Raw genomic sequence first — 19,068 nt, 5'->3', positions numbered from 1 at the left:
ATCCTGCCTTCTTCCTTCCCGCTTCAGGCGCGGTCGCCCAGCCGGTCACGGCGGCGCCGCGCCCTTCGCTTCCAGCTGCGCGACACCTGCCAGCGCCACGCCAGACGAATCGTCACGCTGCCCAGCCCGCCCGCCAGGACGGCCGCCACCAGTGAGCCGGCCGCCAGGGCCGGGAGGGCATCGATCAGCTGCCCGGCAACCCATTCGGTGGATAGCTGCGTGGGCGCGGCACGCGCCGGCAGGTCCAGCAGCCAGGCGCCGAGTCGGTAGTTGCCGTAGAAGATCAGCGGCATGGTCAGCGGATTGGTGATCCACACCAGTCCCACCGAGAGCGGCAGATTGGCGCGTAACGCCCAGGCGCCCAGGGCGGCAAGGACCATCTGGCACGGGATCGGCAGCAGGGCGCAGAACAGCCCGACGAAGAAGGCGTTGGCCACGCTGCGTCGCGACAGCATCCACAGCGAGGGATTGCCGATCAGGTGGCTCAAGAAGCGCAGAGAGCGCTGGCGCCTGAGGGTCTCGGGATGGGGCAGGTAGCGCTGCAGGAGACGGCGCGGCATGACGACGGGCTCGCGGCTTCGATATGCGCGCTATTATCCATACAAGCCCGCTCCCTCGCCATGGCGTTGCTCAACGCGTTGGCGCCGGGTCGTCACGCCATGCCGGGCAGCCTGCTCAGGATGATGTCCATGGTAATCGGGTTGGCCCTGCCGCTCGCTCTCGCGGCGCTCACCGGAACGCTGCTCGGGGCGCTCGTCGACCAGGGCGATGCGGCCCTCTGGTCCCAGGCGCTGGGGCTGGCGCTGTTGATGGCTATCGCGGCCCGGCGCTGGCGCCTGTTGCTGATGCTGTCGCTGATCGCGCTGGTGGCCGGCCAGCTGTGGTGGAGCCGCGGCGGCGAGCTGCCCCGGGGGCTCAGTCGTCAGGATCTGACGGTGGAGGGGCGCCTGACGACCGTGTCACGAGAGGCCGGCCTGACCCGGCTGATGCTGGCGGTGGCGGGCTGTCGTCCTCTGGTCCCCGGGCTGCCGGACTGTGATCGGCTGTCGCGCGTGCGTCTCAACGCCTATCGAGCGCCGGCCATGGTCGCGGGCGAGCGCTGGCGGCTGACCGTCCGGCTAAGGCCGCCCGCGGGGTTCGCCAACCCCGATACCTTCGACTATCGCGCCTGGCTGCGCCGGGAGGGCATCCAGGCCACCGGCTACGTGCGCGAGGCGCCGCCGCCGGCGCGTCTCGAGGCGGCCGGCGGCTCGGTTCGCCGATGGGCGCTCGCCCGGCTCGATGAGCGCGACCTCGCCCCGCGTACGACGCGCTGGCTAGCGGCCCTGACCCTAGGCGCCGGCGAACGGCTGGGCGACGACGACTGGGATCTGCTCAATGCCAGCGGCACCACCCACCTGATGGTCATCTCCGGGCTGCATGTCGGCCTGGTGGCCGGTGTCGCGCTGTGGCTGGCGCGTGGGGCTGCGCGTCTTCTCGCGTCGGGGCGCTGGCGCATGGCGATCTGGCCCTGGTGGATCGCCGGCACCGCGGCGGTGGCCTATGCCTGTCTGGCCGGGCTTGAGCCGCCGGCGATGCGGGCCATGATCATGGTGCTGGTGGGCCTGTGGGTGGCCAGTGGGCGCCATTCGCCGGGGCCCTGGCAGGCCTGGTGGCTGGCCCTGGCACTGGTGGTGATCCTCGATCCGCTGGCGGTCTGGCGCCCCGGCAGCTGGCTGTCCTTCGGTGCCGTGGCGCTGCTGATCCTGATCTGGCAGGGCCGTCCCCGCCCGCGGGGCTGGCGCGGCTGGCTGTGGGCGCTGGTGCGCAGCCAGCTGCTGCTGGCGCCGGTGATGGCCGGCGCGGTGTTGCTGGCCTTCGATCGCCTCGCACCGGCGGCGCCGCTGGTCAATCTGCTGGCCGTGCCGCTGGTCGGCAGCGTACTGGTGCCGCTGGGCCTGGCGGGCTGGGCGCTGGCCTGGGTGCCGCCGTTGGGCGATATGGCCTGGGGGCTGTTCGGCGCGCTTGCCGAGGGCGTCGCCGCCGGGCTAGAGATGGCGTCGCGCCTGGCGCCCCTCTGGCAGCCGCCGCCGGCCGTGGCCGAGGCGCTGGGCACGGCGCTGATCCTGATCGGTCTGCTGTGGGCACTGCCGGGGCTGGCCGAACGACTGCGCCTGGCGGGCACCGCGCTGCTGGCCTGCGGCGCGCTGTGGCTGACGCCGTCGCTGCCGGAACCCGGGGCGCTGCGCGTGCGCGTCCATGACGTGGGGCAGGGCCAGCTGGTGGCCCTGCGCACCGCCCACTACCGGGCGCTGATCGACACCGGGCCGCGCTTTCCCTCCGGCTTCATGCCGCTCTCGACGCTCTGGCCCGAGGGGCAGCGCTTCGACGATGTGATCGTCAGCCATGACGATCGCGATCATGCCGGGGGGCTTGAGGCGCTGATCGAGGAGCATTCGGTCGGGCGCTATCTGGCGCCGCCCGGCAGCGTGCTGCCGGTGACGTCCGAGCCCTGCGTGGCAGGGCGGAGCTGGCGCCGCGATGGGGTGAGCTTCCGCGTGCTGTGGCCGCCCGCCGAGGCCGTGGGCCTGTCCGACAACGACCGCTCCTGCGTGCTGTTGATCACCGCGGGTCAGCAGCGGCTGCTGATCACCGGCGATGCCGGCGCTCGGGTGGAGCAGGAACTCCTGACGCGGATCGATGGCCCCATCGACGCGCTGGTGGCGGGGCATCACGGCAGCACGACCAGCTCCGGCCCCGATTTCCTGGCCGCGGTCCGGCCACGGCAGGTGATCTTCAGCGCGGCACGCGACGGCCGTTTCGGCCACCCGGCGCCGTCTGTGGTGCGTCGCTTCCGGCGCCTCGGCAGCTCTCTGTGGAACACGGCCGAGGACGGTGCCGTGACCCTGTGGCTGGGCGGGATGGCACGCGTCGCGACCACGCGCCCGGCGGCCTGGTGGCGCGGCGGTGTCGGAGGCGAGTGCCTTGCGTTAGAATCGCCTGCAATGACGCCGGAGGCGCCGGTGACTGCTCGAGGGAGGTGACCCCATGACCCTGATGGAGGCCCTGATCGCCGGGGGCTGGCTGATGCTGCCGCTGCTTGGCTGTTCGCTGGTGGCGGTGGTGATCGTCGTCGAACGCCTGTGGGCACTGCGCGCCGGACGGATTGCCCCGAGGGGGCTCGGCGAGGAGGTCTGTTCGCTGGCGGCGCGTGGCCAGGTCAACCTCTACTGGCTGGAGAGCCATTCGCCGCTGGGTGGCGTACTGGCGGCCGGGCTGCGCAACGCCCGGCTCGGCCACGAGCAGGTCCGGGCGCGTTTTCAGGAGGCGGCCACCGCGGTGGTGCATGACATGGAGCGCTTCCTGAGTCCGCTCGGCACCATCGCCTCGATCACCCCGCTGCTCGGCCTGCTGGGCACCGTGGTGGGCATGATCGAGGTCTTCGCGGTGCTCGTCTCGAGCGACGGCGGCGAGCGTGCCGCGGAGCTGGCCGGCGGCATCTCCCAGGCTTTGGTGACCACCGCGGCGGGCCTGACCGTGGCGATTCCCGCGCTAATGTTCCACCGCTACTTCCAGCGGCGGGTCGAGGACATCACGGTGCGCATCGAGGAGCAGGCCGGCCAGGTGGTCGAGTTCCTGGCGCATCACCAGGGCCAGCTGACGCTGGACGAGCGCCACGAGCCGGCGACGGAGGCGAGGCCCCGCGCGGCCGACGAGCGTTCGCCGGCGGGGGGAGGGCGCCCATGAGGGTGCCGCGCAGGCGGCGCGAGGCGGTGGAGGTCAATCTGACCCCACTGATCGACGTGGTCTTCCTGCTGCTGATCTTCTTCATGGTCTCGACCACCTTCGAGACCCGCCAGGCGCTGGAGCTGGTACTGCCCGAGAGCGTGACCGGCGTCGCCGCCGAGGCCTCGCCGGTCACCGTGGTGATCACCCCCGAGGGCGAGTATCGCCTGGGCGAGCGGGCCCTGGCGCCCGGCGAGCTGGAAGCGGCACTCGAGGCCGTCGCGTCGCGCGCCCGAGAGCGCGGGCTGGTGGTGGAGGCCGATGGTCGCGCCGCCCACGCCGACGTGGTGCGCGTGCTCGACCGCGCCGGCGCACTGGACATTCGGCGGGTGCGTATCGCCACCGCCAAGGCAACACATTCTGAAGCGGAGACACCGTGAGCGAACACTCGGGCTGGACCCTCTACAAGCGTCTGCTGGGCTATGTGAAGCCCCATTGGAAGGCCTTCGCCCTGGCCATCGTCGGTTACGCCATCTATGCGGCGTCCAGCACGGCGCTGGCCGAGATGATGAAACGCCTGATCGACGGCATCCAGAATCCGGACGCCGCCTTTCGCCTGATGCTGCCGCTGTTCGTGGTGGGCATGTTCGCCGCTCGCGGGCTGGGCACCTTCCTCGGCACCTACTTCATGAGCAACGTGGCCCGCAACCTGGTCCACGCGCTGCGCTGCGACGTCTTCAATCACATGCTGCACCTGCCGGGGCGCTTCTTCGACGAGCATTCCTCGGGACATCTGGTGTCACGGGTCACCTACCACGTCGAGCAGGTCACCGGGGCCGGCACCAAGGCGATCACCATCCTGCTGCGCGAGGGGCTGTTCGTGATCGGGCTGGTGGTCTACCTGCTGTGGACCAACTGGATGCTGACCCTGCTGTTCCTGGCCGTGACGCCGCCGATCGGCGGCGTGGTCAGCTATACCAGCAAGCGTTTCCGCCGGATCTCGAGGCGCATCCAGCGCTCCATGGGCGACGTGACCCATGTGGCCTCCGAGGCGCTGTCGGGCTATCGGGTGGTGCGTACCCACGGTGCCGAAGCCTATGAGCAGGCCCGCTTCGCCGAGGCCAGCGAGGTCAATCGTCGCCAGAGCATGAAGGAGGCGCTGACCAAGGCCACCAGCACCCCGGTGATCCAGCTGATGGTGGCGCTGGCGCTGGCGGTGCTGGTGTGGCTCGCCATGTCGCCGGCGATGCTGTCCGACATGACCCCCGGCGAGTTCGTCGCCTTCATCACCGCGGCTTCGTTGATGGCCAAGCCGGTGCGCCAGCTCACCGAGATCAACGCCACGGTGCAGAAGGGCATCGCCGCCGCCGGCGAGTTGTTCGGGCTGCTCGACGTGCCGCCCGAGGAAGACAACGGCACCCGCGAGCCGGGTCGGCTCGAGGGGCGCGTGACCCTGGAAGGCGTGCGCTTCGCCTACGGTGCCGACCAGCCGGAGGTGCTCAAGGGCATCGACCTGGACGTGGCGCCCGGCGAGATGATCGCCATCGTCGGCCGCTCCGGCAGCGGCAAGTCGACCCTGATGGGGCTGCTGCCGCGCTTTTACCGGCCCACCGCGGGACGGATCTGCCTCGATGGGGTGTCGCTCGAGGACTTCAAGCTGCTGCCCCTGCGTCGCAGCATTGCCCTGGTCTCGCAGCAGGTGACGCTGTTCAACGCCAGCATCGCCGACAACATCGCCTACGGCATCGACGACCCCGACCCGCAGGCGGTCGAGGCCGCGGCGCGGGCGGCTCATGCCCACGAGTTCATCGAGCGCCTGCCCGGGGGCTACGCCACCGTGGTCGGCGAGAACGGGGTGATGCTCTCCGGTGGCCAGCGCCAGCGTCTGGCCATCGCCCGGGCGATCTTCAAGGATGCCCCGCTGCTGATCCTCGACGAGGCCACCTCGGCGCTGGACACCGAGTCCGAGCGCTACATTCAGGCGGCGCTCGAAGAGGTGTGTCGCGATCGGACCACCTTCGTCATCGCCCACCGGCTGTCCACCATCGAGCGTGCCGACCGCATCCTGGTGATGGAAGGCGGCGAGATCGTCGAGCAGGGCAGCCATGCCGAGCTGCTGTCGCGGGACGGCGCCTACGCGGCCCTGCATCGCCTGCAGTTCCAGGACGCCGAGACGGCATGAGCGGCGGCTTCGGCGAGCGCTGGCTCGAGGCGGCCTATGCCGGCGCCGCCTGGCTGTGGCCGCTGCGACCGCTCGAGGCGCTATATCGTCGGCTGATCGCGCGCCGCACGCGGGCCTACGCCGAGGGACGACGCCAGGCCTGGCGGGCCCCGGTGCCGGTGATCGTGGTCGGTAACATCACCCTCGGCGGCACCGGCAAGTCGCCGCTGGTGGCCTGGCTGGCACGCCATCTCGACGAGGCCGGCTGGCGGCCCGGTATCCTGTCCCGTGGCTACGGCGGCCGCGCCGATCGCTATCCGCTGCGGGTCGAGGCCGATACCCCGGCCTCGGCCTGCGGCGACGAGCCGCGCATGCTGGCCGACCAGACCGGCGTGCCGGTGGTGGTGGACCCGGATCGCCCGCGAGGCGCCCGGCGGCTGCTGGAGGAAGGCTGCGACATCCTGCTCGCCGACGACGGCCTGCAGCACCTGCCGCTGGGGCGCGACCTGGAACTGGTGGTGGTGGATGGCCATCGCGGGCTCGGCAATCGCCGCTGCCTGCCGGCCGGCCCGCTGCGCGAGCCTGCCGAGCGGCTCGATAGCGTGGATGCCGTGGTGGTCAACGGGGCGCCGCGGGATCAGCGCCTGGACGATCACTACCGCATGACCCTGACGCCCGCCGGCTGGCGCCCGCTGGGCGGCGGCGAGCGTCGGGCGGTGGCACCGGCGCCCTTCGTCGAGCCGGTGCATGCCCTGGCCGGCATCGGTCGACCGGCGCGCTTCTTCGAGACCCTCGAAGGCCTGGGCATCGCCCACTGGACCCACCCCTTCGCCGACCATCACCGCTTCACCGCCGACGATCTGGCGTTCGCCGACGGGCGCCCGCGGGTGATGACCGCCAAGGACGCGGTGAAGTGCCGTGACCTGCCGGCGGACGATGCCTGGGTGCTGGAGGTGGAGGCGGTGCCCGACCCCGATTTCGTCGCCTGGCTGGATGCGCGCCTGGCGGCCCTGTGAATTCCGTGCGGTCGCCGTTCGTGCGGCCGTCGATACCGACCCTGGAGGCGTGAGAGATGGACAAGCAACTGCTGGCGATGCTGGTCTGCCCGCTGTGCAAGGGCAAGCTGGCCTTCGATCGTGAGGCCGGCGAGCTGGTGTGCCGCTATGATGGCCTGGCCTATCCCGTGCGCGACGGCATCCCGGTGATGCTGCCCGACGAGGCGCGCGCCATCGACGTGGACGAGAAGCTGCCGCCGTCGACCGGCGCCGAGGGCTGAGGAGGCAAGATGCAGGACTTCATCGCCGTGATTCCGGCGCGTTTCGCGTCGACCCGTCTGCCGGGCAAGCCGCTGCTCGACATCGCCGGCGAGCCGATGGTGGCCCACGTCTGGCGCCGGGCCTCGGCCAGCGCCGCCGGCCGGGTGGTGGTCGCCACCGACGATGCTCGCATTCGTGACGCCATGACGCCGCTGGGCGCCGAGGTGGTGATGACCCGCGACGATCATCCCTCCGGCACCGATCGGCTGGCCGAGGTGGCCGATACGCTGGGCCTCGCCGATGACGCCGTGCTGGTCAACGTGCAGGGCGACGAGCCGCTGCTGCCGGCGACCCTGATCGACCAGGTGGCGGCGCGCCTGATGGACGATCCCGGCGCCTCCATCGCGACGCTGGCCGAGCCGATCGGCGACGTCGAGACGCTGTTCAATCCCAACGTGGTCAAGGTGGTGCGCGCGCTCTCGGGGCGGGCCCTCTACTTTTCCCGTGCGCCGATTCCCTGGGACCGCGAGGCCTTCGCCGCGCGCCCCGAGCTGCTCGAGACCGACGCCTGGCTGCGCCATATCGGTCTCTATGCCTACCGGGCGAGCTTCCTCGACGAATATCGTCACTGGGCGCCGTCGCCGCTGGAGCAGCTCGAACAGCTCGAGCAGCTTCGCGCGCTGCACCATGGCCATGCCATCCAGGTCGCCCTTTCCCGCGAGCCACATCCGGCGGGCGTGGACACCGCCGAGGATCTCGCCCGTGTGCGCCAGATCCTGGGGCAGGAGGCAGGCCGCGACGACAAGGGAGAGTGCCGATGAGGGTACTGTTCGTCTGCCTGGGCAATATCTGCCGTTCGCCCACCGCCGAGGGCATGTTCCGCCGCCATCTCGACGAGGTCGGCCTCGCCGGTCGGGTCGAGGTCGACTCCTGTGGCATCGGACCCTGGCACGTGGGCAAGTCGCCCGACGCGCGTGCCCAGGCGGCGGCCGCCTCGCGCGGGCTCGATCTCTCCGGCCTGCGGGCCCGCCAGCTCGATGACGGCGACTTCGCGCGTTTCGATTATCTGCTGGCCATGGACCACGACAACCTGGCGGCGCTGGAGGCGCGTCGGCCGGCCGACAGTACCGCTCACGTCGGTCTCTTCCTGGCCTTCGCCGGGCTGCCCGATCGCGCCGTGCCCGACCCCTACTACGGGGGCGACGACGGCTTCGAGCAGGTGCTGGACCTGGTCGAGGCGGCCTCCCGCGGCCTCGTCGAGGACGTGCGGCGGCGCCTGGAGGAGGGCGCTTGAGCCTGGCCATTCTCGCCGACCACGACCTGACCGCGGCCAATACCCTGGGACTGGCCTGCCGTGCCGAGCGCTTCGCCGCCCCGGCAAGTGTCGCCGAGCTCGGCGAGGCGCTGTCGCTGGCCCGGGACGTCGGCTGGCCGACCCTGGTGCTGGGTGGGGGCAGTAACCTGATTCTGCCCGCCCTTCAGCCGGGGCTGGTCATCCGGACCGCCATGAACGACTGGTGGTTGGAGGAGGTCGGCGACGGCAGCGTGCGGGTGCACGCCGAGGCCGGAGTGGTCTGGCACGAGCTGGTCATGGCCCTGGCCGCCCGCGGCCTCTGGGGGCTCGAGAACCTGGCGCTGATTCCCGGGCACTGCGGTGCGGCACCGATCCAGAACATCGGCGCCTACGGCGTCGAGCTCGCCGAGCGCCTCGAGGCCGTGCATCTGGTGCACCTGGACGACGGCCGCGAAGCGGTGCTGGGGGCCGACGAGTGCGCTTTCGGCTATCGCGACAGCGTCTTCAAGCGCGCCCTGGCGGGGCGGGTGGCGATCACCCGGCTGGTGCTGCGCGTCTCGCGCTCGGCCGAGCCGCGCCTGGGCTACGGTGACCTGGCCGGCCGCGTCGGCGAGGTGCCCACGCCGCTGGAGGTCGCCGAGGCCGTCTGTTCGGTGCGGCGCGAGAAGCTGCCGGATCCGTCGGTGCTCGGCAACGCCGGCAGTTTCTTCAAGAACCCGGTGGTGTCGTCGGAGTGTGCGGCGTCGCTGCGCGAGGCGCATCCCGACATGCCGAGCTTCCCGCTGGAGGATGGCCGGACCAAGCTGGCCGCCGGCTGGCTGATCGATCGCTGCGGCCTCAAGGGCTGGCGCGAGGGCCCCTTCGGTGTCCATGACCGCCAGGCCCTGGTGCTGGTGCACCACGGCGGCGGCGATGCGGCCGGGCTGCTGGCCTTCGCCGCGCGGGTCGCCGCGACGGTGGAGCGGCGCTTCGGCGTGATGCTGGAGCGCGAGCCGCGCCTGGCGACAGAATAGGGACATCGGCGCTTCCGGCGCCTGCGATAGACGTCAACGAAAACGCCCGTGGCCAATGGCCACGGGCGTTGTCGTTCAGGGGCGGGCGTCGGGATCAGCCTTGCTGGCCTTCCTGGCGCTTGGCCTCCTGTTCACGACGGCGGATTTCCCGCGGGTCGTTGTGGGCGCGGCGGCGGCGCGGCGTCTCGGCCTTCGGCGCTTCCGTCTTGCTCTCGGCCTTCGGCTGTTCTGCCTTGGCGTCGGCCTTCGGCTGCTCGGCTTTGGGTTCTTCGGACTTCGGCTGCTCCGCCTTGGCGTCGGCCTTGGGCGCTTCAGCCTTGGTCTCGGGCTTCGGTTCTTCGGCCTTGGCTTCTGCCTTCGGCTGTTCCGCCTTGGGCTCTTTGGCCTTGGACTCGGCCTTCGGCTGCTCGGCCTTGGGTTCTTCGGCCTTCGGCTCTTCGGCCTTGGTCTCGGCCTTGGGTTCTTCGGCCTTCGGCTGCTCCGCCTTGGCGTCGGACTTCGGCTGCTCCGCCTTCGGCTGCTCGGCCTTGGGTTCTTCGGCCTTCGGCTGTTCTGCCTTGGCGTCGGACTTCGGCTGTTCTGCCTTGGGCTGTTCGGCCTTCGGCTGCTCCGCCTTGGCATCGGCCTTGGGCGCTTCAGCCTTGGTCTCGGCCTTCGGCTGTTCCGCCTTGGCGTCGGCCTTGGGCGCTTCAGCCTTGGTCTCGGCCTTCGGCTGTTCCGCCTTGGTGTCGGCCTTGGGCGCTTCGGCCTTGGTCTCGGCCTTCGGCTGCTCGGCCTTGGCGTCGGACTTCGGCTGTTCTGCCTTGGGCTGTTCGGCCTTCGGCTGCTCCGCCTTGGCCTCGGCCTTGGGCGCTTCAACCTTGGTCTCGGCCTTCGGCTGTTCCGCCTTGGCGTCGGCCTTCGGCTCTTCGGCCTTGGTCTCGGCCTTCGGCTGCTCGGCCTTGGCGTCGGACTTCGGCTGTTCTGCCTTGGGCTGTTCGGCCTTCGGCTGCTCCGCCTTGGCCTCGGCCTTGGGCGCTTCAGCCTTGGTCTCGGCCTTCGGCTGTTCCGCCTTGGCATCGGCCTTGGTCTCAGCCTTCGGCTGCTCGACCTTGGGCTCTTCTGCTTTCGGCTGCTCCGCCTTGGCCTCTTCCGGCTGTGCTTCTGCCTTGGCGGCTTCGGCCTGCAGGCGCTGCTGTTCGGCCACGGACTCCGGGTTCAGGGCCTGCTGGCGACGGCGCTGGCGCGGGTTGTTGCGGGTGCGCTTCGGCTTGCCATTCGTCTCGGCCTTGGCCGGTGCCTGCTCGCCGGTGGCAGCCGCCTCGGCGTCGCCCTTGGACTTCTGGGGCTTGGCGTCCTGGGGCTTGTCGCTCTGGCGCTTGGTGTCCTGGGACTTGGTGTCTTGGGGCTTGCGACCGCCCTGGTCCTTGTCCTTGCGCTCCTGGCCCTTGCTTTCCTGCTTGCCTTCCTGGGGCTTGCGACCCTCGGCCTGCTGGCGGCCGTCGTCCTGGCGCTGGTTGCGACCGCGGCCGCCGCGGTTCTGGCTGCCGCCCTTGTCGGCCTTCTCGCCTTTCTCGGAGCGGTCGCCGCGGGCCTTGTCCTCACCCTGGCGCTGCGGCTTGGTGCTGCGTGACTCGTCGCGATTGTCACCGCGCTCCTGACGCTGGCCGCCACGACGATTGTTGCGCTGGCGGCCGTTGCCGCTACCGGAGCGGTTGTCGGCGCTCTTACCGCTGTCGCCGCGCTGCTGGCCGCGGTCGCCTGAGCGGGCGGTGTCGGCCTGGCGCTGGCCGCTGCCCTCGGACTGACGCTGCTGCTGGCTGGACGGGGTGGTCTCTTCGCCGCTCAGCAGGCGAGAGAAGCCCTTGACCAGGCGGCTCAGCACGCCCTCGCGAGCGGCGGGGGCCGCAGCGGGCTTGGCCGCCGGGGCCGGCTTGGCGGCGGGTTTCTGGGCGGGCCTTTGCGGTGCCGGCTTCTCGGCAGGCTTGGCCTTGGCCTGGGGCGCGGGCTCTTCCTGCAGGGAGGCGGGAGCGGGCTCGTGGTGCACCACGGTCTTCACCGCGGCCTCGTCGCGCTTGACCGGCTTGCCGAAGGCGGCCTCGGGCTCCTTGCCGACCTCGGTCTCCGTGGGCAGCTCGTGACTCGGCAGGTGGGAGGTGCCTTCCTCGTCGACGTGATCGTCGCGCAGGCGCTGCACGTCGTAGTGGGGCGTGTCCATCTCGGGGTTGGGCAGCAGCACCACGCGCACGCCCTGGCGGCGCTCGATGTCGGCCAGCATCGCCCGCTTCTCGTTGAGCAGGTAGGTGGCGACCGGGACCGGAAGGATGGCGCGGATCTGGGCGCTGCGCTCCTTCATCGCCTCTTCCTCGATCAGGCGCATGATGGAGAGCGAGATGGAGCGCACGTCGCGGATGGTGCCCTGGCCGTCACAGCGCGGGCAGACCACGCCGCTGGTCTCGCCGAGCGACGGGCGCAGGCGCTGGCGGGACATTTCCATCAGGCCGAAGCGCGAGATGCGGCCGATCTGCACCCGGGCACGGTCGATCTTCAGGGCGTCGCGCACCCGGTTCTCGACCTCGCGCTGATTGCGCGCCGGCGACATGTCGATGAAGTCGATGACCACCAGGCCACCGATGTCGCGCAATCGCAGCTGGCGGGCGATCTCGTCGGCAGCCTCGAGGTTGGTCTGCAGCGCCGTCTCCTCGATGTCGCTGCCGCGGGTGGCGCGCGCCGAGTTGATGTCGATGGAGACCAGCGCCTCGGTGTGGTCGATGACGATCGAGCCGCCGGAGGGCAGCTTGACCTCGCGCTCGTAGGCGGTCTCGATCTGGGATTCGATCTGGAAGCGCGAGAACAGCGGCACCTCATCGGCGTAGCGCTTGATCTTCTGCTGGTAGGAGGGCATCACCTGGCGGATGAAGCCCAGCGCTTCCTGGTGCACCTGCTCGCTGTCGATCAGCACCTCGCCGATGTCCTGGCGCAGGTAGTCGCGCATGGCGCGGATGATGACGTTGGACTCGCGGTAGATCAGGAAGGGCGCGGCGCGCTTGCCGGCTTCCTCGGTGATCGACTCCCAGACCTGGGTCAGGTAGTCGAGGTCCCACTGCAGTTCCTCGGGATTGCGGCCGATGCCGGCGGTGCGCACGATCAGGCCCATCTTGTCGGGCACGGTCAGGTGGCTCATGGCCTCCTTGAGCTGAGCGCGTTCCTCGCCCTCGATGCGGCGCGAGATGCCGCCGGCGCGGGGGTTGTTGGGCATCAGTACCAGGAAGCGGCCGGCCAGGCTGATGAAGGTGGTCAGGGCCGCGCCCTTGTTGCCACGTTCTTCCTTGTCGACCTGGACGATGACTTCCTGGCCTTCCTTGAGCACTTCCTTGATGCTGGGGCGGCCGGAGGGGTCCTTGAGGAAGTATTCGCGGGAGACTTCCTTGAGCGGCAGGAAGCCGTGCCGTTCGGCACCGAAGTCGACGAAGGCGGCTTCGAGAGAGGGTTCCACGCGGGTGATCTTGCCGCGATAGATGTTGGCTTTCTTCTGTTCCCTGGCACCGGATTCGATGTCCAGATCGTACAGGCGTTGTCCATCGACCAGGGCGACGCGCAGCTCTTCGGGCTGGGTCGCGTTGATGAGCATCCGTTTCATGTCGTCTCGCAAAATGGACGCGCCGGTGGGCGCCCATGGGCAATGACGAAGGCGAACCGCTGGGTGCTGCGTGCTTGTGCTCAGCGCATGTCGCGGAAGCGGAACTGCGCCCGGCCGTGTCGGGGCCTGATAGCGGTGGCGGGCCGGCACGGCAGGATCATGTTGAGTACGGGGCGGAGGCAGGACATGTTCTCGGCGGGTCTCGTTGCCCATCCGGTCCTGCGGTCACCGCCAACACCTGGCATTCATCGATTCGCCAACGCCGGCCTCCGGCACGGTGTTATACGTATCCCGTGGTCGCCGCCTGCTCGTCGGGAGCGGGGCGGGGCGGGCGTGGCGTTGTATCGCTTTACTGTCGGCGGCGGGACCTCATGCGGGAGCGTCGTCGCGGCCTGATTTCGTCGTTCCGGCCTGCGTGTCTGTCGTGCAGGCGCCAAGCGGACGGTTCTGTCCATTGGAACGCCTCGGCAATATAACAGTAAAGGGGGTGCCCAGCAATTGGCGGCAGGACGGCGCACAGTGCGGTAGAATGCGTCTTTTACGACGGTGGCAAGTGGAGAGCGGGATGACCGATGGTCGCGAGGTTCAGTGGGTGGAAGTGACCGAGGGCCAGGTGGGTCAGCGGGTCGACAATTTCCTGATTACGCGCATCAAGGGCGCGCCTCGGGCGCTCATCTACCGCATCGTGCGCAAGGGCGAGGTGCGGGTGAACAAGAAGCGCGTCAAGGCCGATACCCGCCTGGCCCTGGGCGACGTGGTCCGCATCCCGCCGCTCAAGCTCGCGCCGCGCGAGGCGGTGCGCGAGGTCAGCGACAACCTGCGCAATCTGCTGGCCGGCAGCGTGCTGCTGGAGGGGCGAGACTGGATGGTGCTCAACAAGCCCTCCGGGCTGCCCGTGCACGGCGGCAGCGGCGTCAAGATCGGCCTGATCGAGGCGCTACGTCAGGTGCGCGAGGACCTGGATTTCCTCGAGCTGGTGCATCGGCTCGATCGCGATACCTCCGGCTGCCTGCTGCTGGCCAAGTCGCGCCCGGCGCTCCTGAGTCTCAACGAGTCGCTCAAGCGCCACGAGATGAGCAAGCAGTATCTGGCGCTGGTGGCCGGCCGCTGGCCGGCGCGGCGCGACTTCGTCAGCGCCCGCCTGGATCGCTTCGACGCCGGCAACGGCGAACGGCGGGTGCGGGTCGACAGCGGCGGCAAGGTGGCGCGCACCCGTTTCGCGGTACGCGAGGCCTTCGCCCGGGCCACCCTGGTCGAGGCCGAGCCGATCACCGGCCGCACCCACCAGATTCGCGTGCACGCCGCCCACGCCGGCCATCCGCTGCTCGGCGACGACAAGTACGGCACCCGCGAGGGCGGGCGCATCGCCGCCCAGCTGGGGCTGTCGCGGCTGTTCCTGCATGCGGCATCTCTCACCTTTCCCGAGCCGACCAGCGGCAAGCCGGTGAAGATCCGCGCGCCGCTCGGCGAGACCCTCGACGGCGTGCTGGGAAGCGCCCGCAATGCCCGCTGATCCGGAGCCCACATGCGTTACCGACTGATGATCTTCGACTGGGACGGCACCCTGATGGATTCGCTCGAGCGCATCGTCGCCTGCATGCAGGCGGCCGGGCGTGACGTCGGCTGGGGCGAGCTGTCCGAGGAGGCGGTTCGCGACATCATCGGCCTGGGGCTGCCCGAGGCCATCGCCAGGCTGTGCCCGGGGATCGGTCCCGAGCAGGCCGAGGCCCTGCGTCAGCGCTATGCCTATCATTTCGTGGAAGGCGACGTGACGCCGATGGCCTTCTATCCCGGCGTGGCCGAGGGGCTGTCGCGGCTGCGCACCGATGATGCCAGTCGTCTGGCGGTGGCCACCGGCAAGAGTCGCCGCGGGCTCGATCGCATCTTCCGCGAGAGCGACTGCGGCCACTGGTTCCATGCCAGTCGCACCGCCGACGAGACGCTCTCCAAGCCGCACCCGCGCATGCTCGAGGAGCTCCTCGAGGAGCTCGGCGTGCCGGTCGAGGAGGCGGTGATGATCGGCGACACCGAGTATGATCTGGAGATGGCGCGGGCGCTGGGCATGGATCGTGTCGCCGTGACCTACGGCGTTCACGCGCCGGAGCGCCTGGCGTTGAGCCGCCCGGCCTTCACCGCCCACGGCTTTCCCGAGCTGGTCGACTGGCTGCGCGCCTGATCACGGATTTTCCTCGAGCGACAAGGAGGCGACGTTATGGACGACGATCGACGCGACGACTGGACCCGAGGTCCCGAACTCAGCGCCGACCAGGCCCGGGAGGCCCGCCGGCGCCGCGAGGGCGTGGGACAGGCGCCGCAGGAGAGGGATGACGATGCCGAGACGCTGCGCGAGCGTCAGCGCCTTGCCCAACAGGACATGCTCGATCGCTGGATCGACGGCGTGCTGGCCGAGCAGCGTCGCTCGCGGCGCTGGAAGCTGTTCTTCCGCTTCCTGTTCGCCTTCCTGATCCTGGCCTCGCTGAGTACCACCCTCTATGGGCTCTTCGTGGTGCCGGGGGCGACCGATCCGGCCGGGCCGCACCTGGGGATCGTCGAGGTGGAGGGCGTGATCGACGGCGATTCCCGGGCCGGCGCCGAGCGCGTCATCGAAGGCGTGCAGCGGGCCTGGAAGGCGCCGGATGCCGAGGCGGTGGTGCTTCACATCGACAGTCCCGGCGGCAGTCCGGTGCAGTCGCAGCGCATCTATGACGAGCTGATGCGCCTGCGCGAGCAGGGCGACAAGCCGATCATCGCCGTGGTCGAGGATATCGGCGCCAGCGGCGCCTACTATATTGCCTCGGCCGCCGACGAGATCGTCGCCGCGCCGGCCAGCCTGGTGGGGTCGATCGGAGTGATCAATGCCGGTTTCGGCTTCGAGGAGGCGCTCGAGCGCCTCGGCGTCGAGCGTCGGGTGTTCACCGCCGGTGAGAACAAGGCCTTCCTCGACCCGTTCTCGGATATCTCCCCGCAGCAGCGCGACTTCTGGCAGCAGGTGCTGGCCACCACCCATCGCCAGTTCATCGATGACGTGAAGGCCGGGCGCGGTGATCGGCTGGCCGATGATGAGCGGCTGTTCACCGGTCTGATCTGGACCGGGGAGCAGGCGCTGGAGCTGGGTCTCGTGGATGAGCTGGGCAGCCTCGATACCCTGGCGCGGCAGCGGCTGGAGACGCCGCGTACCCAGGACTACACGCCGCAGCTGGATCCGTTCGAGCGTCTGGCGCGGCGCTTCGGTCGGGTTGCCGCCGAGTGGGTGGGCGTGCCGCAGGCGGCCTCGCCGCTGCGCTATCAGCTCGCGCCCTAGTCCCGTGTTCGGGCTCGCGCTCCGGTAGCGCGTCTGCCTTGGCGCATCGCCGTCATCTGCCGCCCCGTGGCCTCGGCCCGGGGCGGTTGGCGTTGAAGCGCGCCTAGCCGCTGCTCAGCGGGTCCATGCCTGCCTCGCGCAGCAGCTGGCAGAGGCGAATCAGCGGCAGTCCGATCAGGGCGTTGGGGTCGTCTCCCTCGAGGCGCTCGAACAGGGTGATGCCGAGACCTTCCATGCGGAAACTGCCGGCGCTGTCCAGCGGGCGCTCTTGCTCGACATAGTGGGCGATCTCGCTGTCGCCGAGCTGGCGGAACACCACGTCGTAGCGTTCGTGGCAGACCCGGTGGCTGGCATGGCGGGTATCGATCAGCGCCAGTCCGGTCAGGAAGCTCACCCGATGGCCCGAAAAACGGGCCAGCTGGGCGCGTGCGGCGGTCTCGTCGGCGGGCTTGCCCAGTGCCTCGCCGTCGAAGACCGCGACCTGATCGGAGCCGATGATCAGATGGTCAGGCCAGTCGTCGGCCAGCCGCTCGGCCTTGGCCAGCGACAGGCGATGCACCAGCGCGCGGGGCGTTTCGCCGGGGCGGGGCGTCTCGTCGATGTCCGGGCTTTCCCAGGCGTACGGAAGTTCCAGTCGGTCGAGCAGCTGGCGGCGAAAGCGCGAGCTCGAGGCGAGTACCAGGCGTGGCATGGTGGGCTCCTCGTGTGACACGGTGGGGCGGTCTCTGCCGCAACGGGTGGGCATTGTAACCCCGAAGCGTGCGGGCTTTGACAGGGGGGAGGGGAGTGCCTATCATTGCGCGCCTATGTTGACCTCAAGACTCCCTGGCAGGGTCGAGCCTTACAAGCTCGCCGCGCATGCCGAACATCTCGAAGGCCTGGTGGCGCTGGGCGATATGCCCCGTCTCGCCGATGAAGCCGGTGTGCAAGACGGTGATGCCGAGGTATGGCTGGACTTCGCCATCGACGCCCAGGGGCGTCGAGAAATCCGCGGTCGTCTGACGGCCGAGCTGCAGCTGCTGTGTCGGCGCTGCCTCTCGCCCATGCCGCAGCCGGTCGAGAGCGAGTTCCTGCTGGGAATGGTCTCCAGCGACGCCCTGGCGGCCTCTCTGCCGAGCACCCATGAACCGGTGCTGGTGGAAGACGAACAGCTGAACCTGCTGGCGATGATCGAGGACGAGCTGATCCTCAGTCTGCCCCAGGTGGTTTACCACGACGAGGCCGACTGTACGGTCTCGCGCGACCAGCTGAGCAGTGGGGAGAGCGCCGAGTCCGTCTCGGACTCGCCCGCGGAGAATCCCTTTGAGGTGCTCAAGCAGCTCAAAGGCAAAACCTGATTACCTCATCGATTCACTCTGGAGTGATATCTCATGGCAGTTCAACAGAACCGCAAGACCCGTTCCAAGCGCGGCATGCGTCGCAGCCACGACGCCCTGGCTGACAACAAGGCGCTGTCCCAGGACAAGGAGACCGGTACCACGCACCTGCGTCACCACGTCTCTCCGGACGGCTTCTACAAGGGTCGCAAGGTCGTCGACGCCTGAAGCGACGCGTCCTACCGATCGTCATGACGCCTGACGCCCGCTGACATGCGGATTGCCGTCGATGCCATGGGCGGGGATCTCGGTCCCCGCGCCACCGTGGCAGGCGCCGCCAGCGCCGTCATGGCCGATCCCGAGCTCGATATCCGGTTGTTCGGCCCTGCCGCCCGGCTGGAAGAAGAGCTCTCCCGGCTGCCGCGGCCTCTCGCCGCGGCGTCGTCGCATCTGAGCATCGAGAATGCGCCCGGCGAGATTCGTCAGGATCAGCGCCCGGCCGAGGCGCTGCGCCGGGGCCGGGACTCCAGCATGGCGGCCATGCTGGCCTGTCTGGCCCGCGGTGAGGTGCAGGCCGGTGTCAGCGCCGGCAATACCGGTGCGCTGATGGCGCTGTCGCGGCGTGCGCTCGGTACCGTTGCCGGCGTAGCACGACCGGCGATCAGCACGGCGATTCCCGTTGACCGCGAGGGGCGCTGCTATCTGCTCGACCTCGGCGCCAACGTCGATGTCGAGGCCGAGCGGCTGCTCGACTTCGCGCTGATGGGAGACGTCATGGCGCGCCACGTGGACGGTCTTGCGCGTCCGCGGGTGGCGCTGCTCAACGTCGGCGTCGAGGGCACCAAGGGCACGGCGAGCGTGCAGCGGGCCGATGAGCTGCTGCGCGAGCGCGACGACCTCGACTACGTGGGCTTCGTCGAGGGCGACGGCATCTTCGCCGGCGAGGCCGACGTGGTCGTGTGCGACGGCTTCGTCGGCAATGCCGTGCTCAAGGCCAGCGAAGGGCTGGCGAAGATGCTGGTGCGTCGGGTCCAGGCGACCTTCGAGGCGCACTGGACCAGCCGCCTGGTGGGCGCGCTGGCACGTCCCGCGCTGGCGCGCCTGCGCCGTGAGCTGGATCCGGTGCGCTACAATGGCGCCAGTCTTCTGGGCCTGAACGGCATCGTCATCAAGAGTCATGGCGGCGCCGACGCCGCCGGTTTCCACTACGCCGTGGCTCGTGCGGCGCAGGAAGTACAGCATGGCCTGCCCGAGCGGCTGGCCGACGAGCTTCGTCTTCGACGGTCTGTCGTCGATTCGGCCACTTCCGGTGACCGAGCCGACAGCGGATCCAGGACTTCCGGCTCCGCCGCCACGGACAGTGGCGGGGCCGGGAACCGTCAACAAGTGCAAAGGTGATCGAC

The 19,068-nt window shown here is 69.9% G+C and carries 18 protein-coding genes; 15 read left to right on the top strand and 3 right to left on the bottom strand.

The window, feature by feature from the left end; all coding sequences use genetic code 11:
* Window positions 1–23 precede the first annotated feature (23 nt).
* Window positions 24–560: a DUF2062 domain-containing protein gene (locus ACGTNF_RS05800; protein ID WP_016854373.1), complete on the bottom strand. Its 537-nt coding sequence runs from the start codon at window positions 558–560 to the stop codon at window positions 24–26.
* A 129-nt stretch (window positions 561–689) separates the two neighbouring features.
* On the opposite strand from ACGTNF_RS05800, the gene ACGTNF_RS05795 reads away from it, so the two are divergent.
* From ACGTNF_RS05795 to murB, 9 genes are read left to right on the top strand one after another with little or no spacing between them, the layout of a single operon-like run.
* Window positions 690–3,023, top strand: coding sequence for a DNA internalization-related competence protein ComEC/Rec2 (locus tag ACGTNF_RS05795; protein ID WP_394600886.1), 2,334 nt, complete (start codon window positions 690–692; stop codon window positions 3,021–3,023).
* 4 nt (window positions 3,024–3,027) lie between these two features.
* A complete protein-coding gene (locus ACGTNF_RS05790; protein ID WP_394600885.1) occupies window positions 3,028–3,726 on the top strand; it encodes a MotA/TolQ/ExbB proton channel family protein in 699 nt (232 codons plus the stop codon).
* A complete protein-coding gene (locus ACGTNF_RS05785) occupies window positions 3,723–4,145 on the top strand; it encodes an ExbD/TolR family protein (protein WP_016854370.1) in 423 nt (140 codons plus the stop codon). The genes ACGTNF_RS05790 and ACGTNF_RS05785 overlap by 4 nt, the downstream gene beginning before the upstream one ends.
* Window positions 4,142–5,887 carry a lipid A export permease/ATP-binding protein MsbA gene (msbA, locus tag ACGTNF_RS05780; protein ID WP_394600884.1) on the top strand — a complete coding sequence of 582 codons (1,746 nt, stop codon included), beginning with the start codon at window positions 4,142–4,144 and terminating at the stop codon, window positions 5,885–5,887. The genes ACGTNF_RS05785 and msbA overlap by 4 nt, the downstream gene beginning before the upstream one ends.
* The gene (lpxK, locus tag ACGTNF_RS05775) at window positions 5,884–6,882 is read left to right on the top strand and encodes a tetraacyldisaccharide 4'-kinase (RefSeq protein ID WP_394600883.1); all 999 of its coding nucleotides are present in this window, start codon (window positions 5,884–5,886) and stop codon (window positions 6,880–6,882) included. Before msbA ends, lpxK begins: the two co-directional genes overlap by 4 nt.
* A 56-nt stretch (window positions 6,883–6,938) precedes the next feature.
* On the top strand, window positions 6,939–7,142 hold the full coding sequence (locus ACGTNF_RS05770) for a Trm112 family protein (protein ID WP_016854367.1): 204 nt from the start codon (window positions 6,939–6,941) through the stop codon (window positions 7,140–7,142).
* A 9-nt stretch (window positions 7,143–7,151) separates the two neighbouring features.
* Window positions 7,152–7,943: a 3-deoxy-manno-octulosonate cytidylyltransferase gene (kdsB, locus tag ACGTNF_RS05765; protein ID WP_394600882.1), complete on the top strand. Its 792-nt coding sequence runs from the start codon at window positions 7,152–7,154 to the stop codon at window positions 7,941–7,943.
* Window positions 7,940–8,416 (top strand): low molecular weight protein-tyrosine-phosphatase, encoded by a 477-nt coding sequence (locus ACGTNF_RS05760; protein WP_394600881.1) that lies wholly within the window; start codon window positions 7,940–7,942, stop codon window positions 8,414–8,416. The genes kdsB and ACGTNF_RS05760 overlap by 4 nt, the downstream gene beginning before the upstream one ends.
* Entirely contained in the window at window positions 8,413–9,429 is a 1,017-nt protein-coding gene (gene murB, locus ACGTNF_RS05755) for a UDP-N-acetylmuramate dehydrogenase (protein WP_394600880.1), read from the top strand. Before ACGTNF_RS05760 ends, murB begins: the two co-directional genes overlap by 4 nt.
* Before the next feature lie 94 nt (window positions 9,430–9,523).
* Here murB and rne read toward each other — a convergent pair whose 3' ends face one another.
* Window positions 9,524–13,048, bottom strand: coding sequence for a ribonuclease E (rne, locus tag ACGTNF_RS05750; RefSeq protein WP_394600879.1), 3,525 nt, complete (start codon window positions 13,046–13,048; stop codon window positions 9,524–9,526).
* Window positions 13,049–13,613: 565 nt separating this feature from the next.
* Between rne and ACGTNF_RS05745 the strand changes: the two genes are divergently transcribed.
* The 3 genes from ACGTNF_RS05745 to sppA are packed head-to-tail and all read left to right on the top strand — an operon-like array spanning window position 13,614 to window position 16,349.
* The gene (locus ACGTNF_RS05745; protein WP_394600878.1) at window positions 13,614–14,561 is read left to right on the top strand and encodes an RluA family pseudouridine synthase; all 948 of its coding nucleotides are present in this window, start codon (window positions 13,614–13,616) and stop codon (window positions 14,559–14,561) included.
* A gap of 12 nt (window positions 14,562–14,573) precedes the next feature.
* Complete coding sequence (locus ACGTNF_RS05740; RefSeq protein ID WP_394600877.1) at window positions 14,574–15,224, top strand: HAD family hydrolase; 651 nt, start codon at window positions 14,574–14,576, stop codon at window positions 15,222–15,224.
* Window positions 15,225–15,260: 36 nt separating this feature from the next.
* Window positions 15,261–16,349 (top strand): signal peptide peptidase SppA, encoded by a 1,089-nt coding sequence (sppA, locus tag ACGTNF_RS05735; RefSeq protein ID WP_394600876.1) that lies wholly within the window; start codon window positions 15,261–15,263, stop codon window positions 16,347–16,349.
* A gap of 103 nt (window positions 16,350–16,452) precedes the next feature.
* Here the strand turns inward: sppA and ACGTNF_RS05730 are convergent, their stop codons facing one another.
* Window positions 16,453–17,040, bottom strand: a complete 588-nt coding sequence (locus tag ACGTNF_RS05730) for a Maf family protein (protein ID WP_394600875.1) — start codon at window positions 17,038–17,040, stop codon at window positions 16,453–16,455.
* 115 nt (window positions 17,041–17,155) lie between these two features.
* Here ACGTNF_RS05730 and ACGTNF_RS05725 point away from each other — a divergent pair, with 115 nt between their 5' ends.
* Genes ACGTNF_RS05725 through plsX form a run of 3 tightly spaced genes read left to right on the top strand, consistent with a single transcriptional unit; the run spans window position 17,156 to window position 19,063 of the window.
* Window positions 17,156–17,686 (top strand): YceD family protein, encoded by a 531-nt coding sequence (locus ACGTNF_RS05725; RefSeq protein WP_394600874.1) that lies wholly within the window; start codon window positions 17,156–17,158, stop codon window positions 17,684–17,686.
* 33 nt (window positions 17,687–17,719) lie between these two features.
* The gene (gene rpmF, locus ACGTNF_RS05720) at window positions 17,720–17,893 is read left to right on the top strand and encodes a 50S ribosomal protein L32 (RefSeq protein ID WP_016854357.1); all 174 of its coding nucleotides are present in this window, start codon (window positions 17,720–17,722) and stop codon (window positions 17,891–17,893) included.
* 45 nt (window positions 17,894–17,938) lie between these two features.
* Window positions 17,939–19,063, top strand: coding sequence for a phosphate acyltransferase PlsX (plsX, locus tag ACGTNF_RS05715; RefSeq protein WP_016854356.1), 1,125 nt, complete (start codon window positions 17,939–17,941; stop codon window positions 19,061–19,063).
* Window positions 19,064–19,068: the final 5 nt, after the last annotated feature.

This window comes from Halomonas sp. B23F22_10 (genome assembly GCF_043496975.1).
In the GTDB taxonomy this organism is placed as follows: domain Bacteria; phylum Pseudomonadota; class Gammaproteobacteria; order Pseudomonadales; family Halomonadaceae; genus Halomonas; species Halomonas smyrnensis.
The sequence above is the reverse complement of the archived record's forward strand: the minus strand, read 5'-3'. Positions and strand labels throughout refer to the sequence as shown.

Excerpts from the sequence above, each read along its gene's own strand:
- rne (WP_394600879.1), bottom strand. The coding sequence starts at position 13,048 with ATGAAACGGATGCTCATCAACGCGACCCAGCCCGAAGAGCTGCGCGTC.
- ACGTNF_RS05740 (WP_394600877.1), top strand. The coding sequence starts at position 14,574 with ATGCGTTACCGACTGATGATCTTCGACTGGGACGGCACCCTGATGGAT.
- ACGTNF_RS05730 (WP_394600875.1), bottom strand. The coding sequence starts at position 17,040 with ATGCCACGCCTGGTACTCGCCTCGAGCTCGCGCTTTCGCCGCCAGCTG.
- sppA (WP_394600876.1), top strand. The coding sequence starts at position 15,261 with ATGGACGACGATCGACGCGACGACTGGACCCGAGGTCCCGAACTCAGC.
- kdsB (WP_394600882.1), top strand. The coding sequence starts at position 7,152 with ATGCAGGACTTCATCGCCGTGATTCCGGCGCGTTTCGCGTCGACCCGT.
- rpmF (WP_016854357.1), top strand. The coding sequence starts at position 17,720 with ATGGCAGTTCAACAGAACCGCAAGACCCGTTCCAAGCGCGGCATGCGT.
- lpxK (WP_394600883.1), top strand. The coding sequence starts at position 5,884 with ATGAGCGGCGGCTTCGGCGAGCGCTGGCTCGAGGCGGCCTATGCCGGC.
- ACGTNF_RS05785 (WP_016854370.1), top strand. The coding sequence starts at position 3,723 with ATGAGGGTGCCGCGCAGGCGGCGCGAGGCGGTGGAGGTCAATCTGACC.
- ACGTNF_RS05800 (WP_016854373.1), bottom strand. The coding sequence starts at position 560 with ATGCCGCGCCGTCTCCTGCAGCGCTACCTGCCCCATCCCGAGACCCTC.
- ACGTNF_RS05745 (WP_394600878.1), top strand. The coding sequence starts at position 13,614 with ATGACCGATGGTCGCGAGGTTCAGTGGGTGGAAGTGACCGAGGGCCAG.
- ACGTNF_RS05795 (WP_394600886.1), top strand. The coding sequence starts at position 690 with ATGGTAATCGGGTTGGCCCTGCCGCTCGCTCTCGCGGCGCTCACCGGA.
- plsX (WP_016854356.1), top strand. The coding sequence starts at position 17,939 with ATGCGGATTGCCGTCGATGCCATGGGCGGGGATCTCGGTCCCCGCGCC.
- ACGTNF_RS05760 (WP_394600881.1), top strand. The coding sequence starts at position 7,940 with ATGAGGGTACTGTTCGTCTGCCTGGGCAATATCTGCCGTTCGCCCACC.
- ACGTNF_RS05770 (WP_016854367.1), top strand. The coding sequence starts at position 6,939 with ATGGACAAGCAACTGCTGGCGATGCTGGTCTGCCCGCTGTGCAAGGGC.
- ACGTNF_RS05725 (WP_394600874.1), top strand. The coding sequence starts at position 17,156 with ATGTTGACCTCAAGACTCCCTGGCAGGGTCGAGCCTTACAAGCTCGCC.
- ACGTNF_RS05790 (WP_394600885.1), top strand. The coding sequence starts at position 3,028 with ATGACCCTGATGGAGGCCCTGATCGCCGGGGGCTGGCTGATGCTGCCG.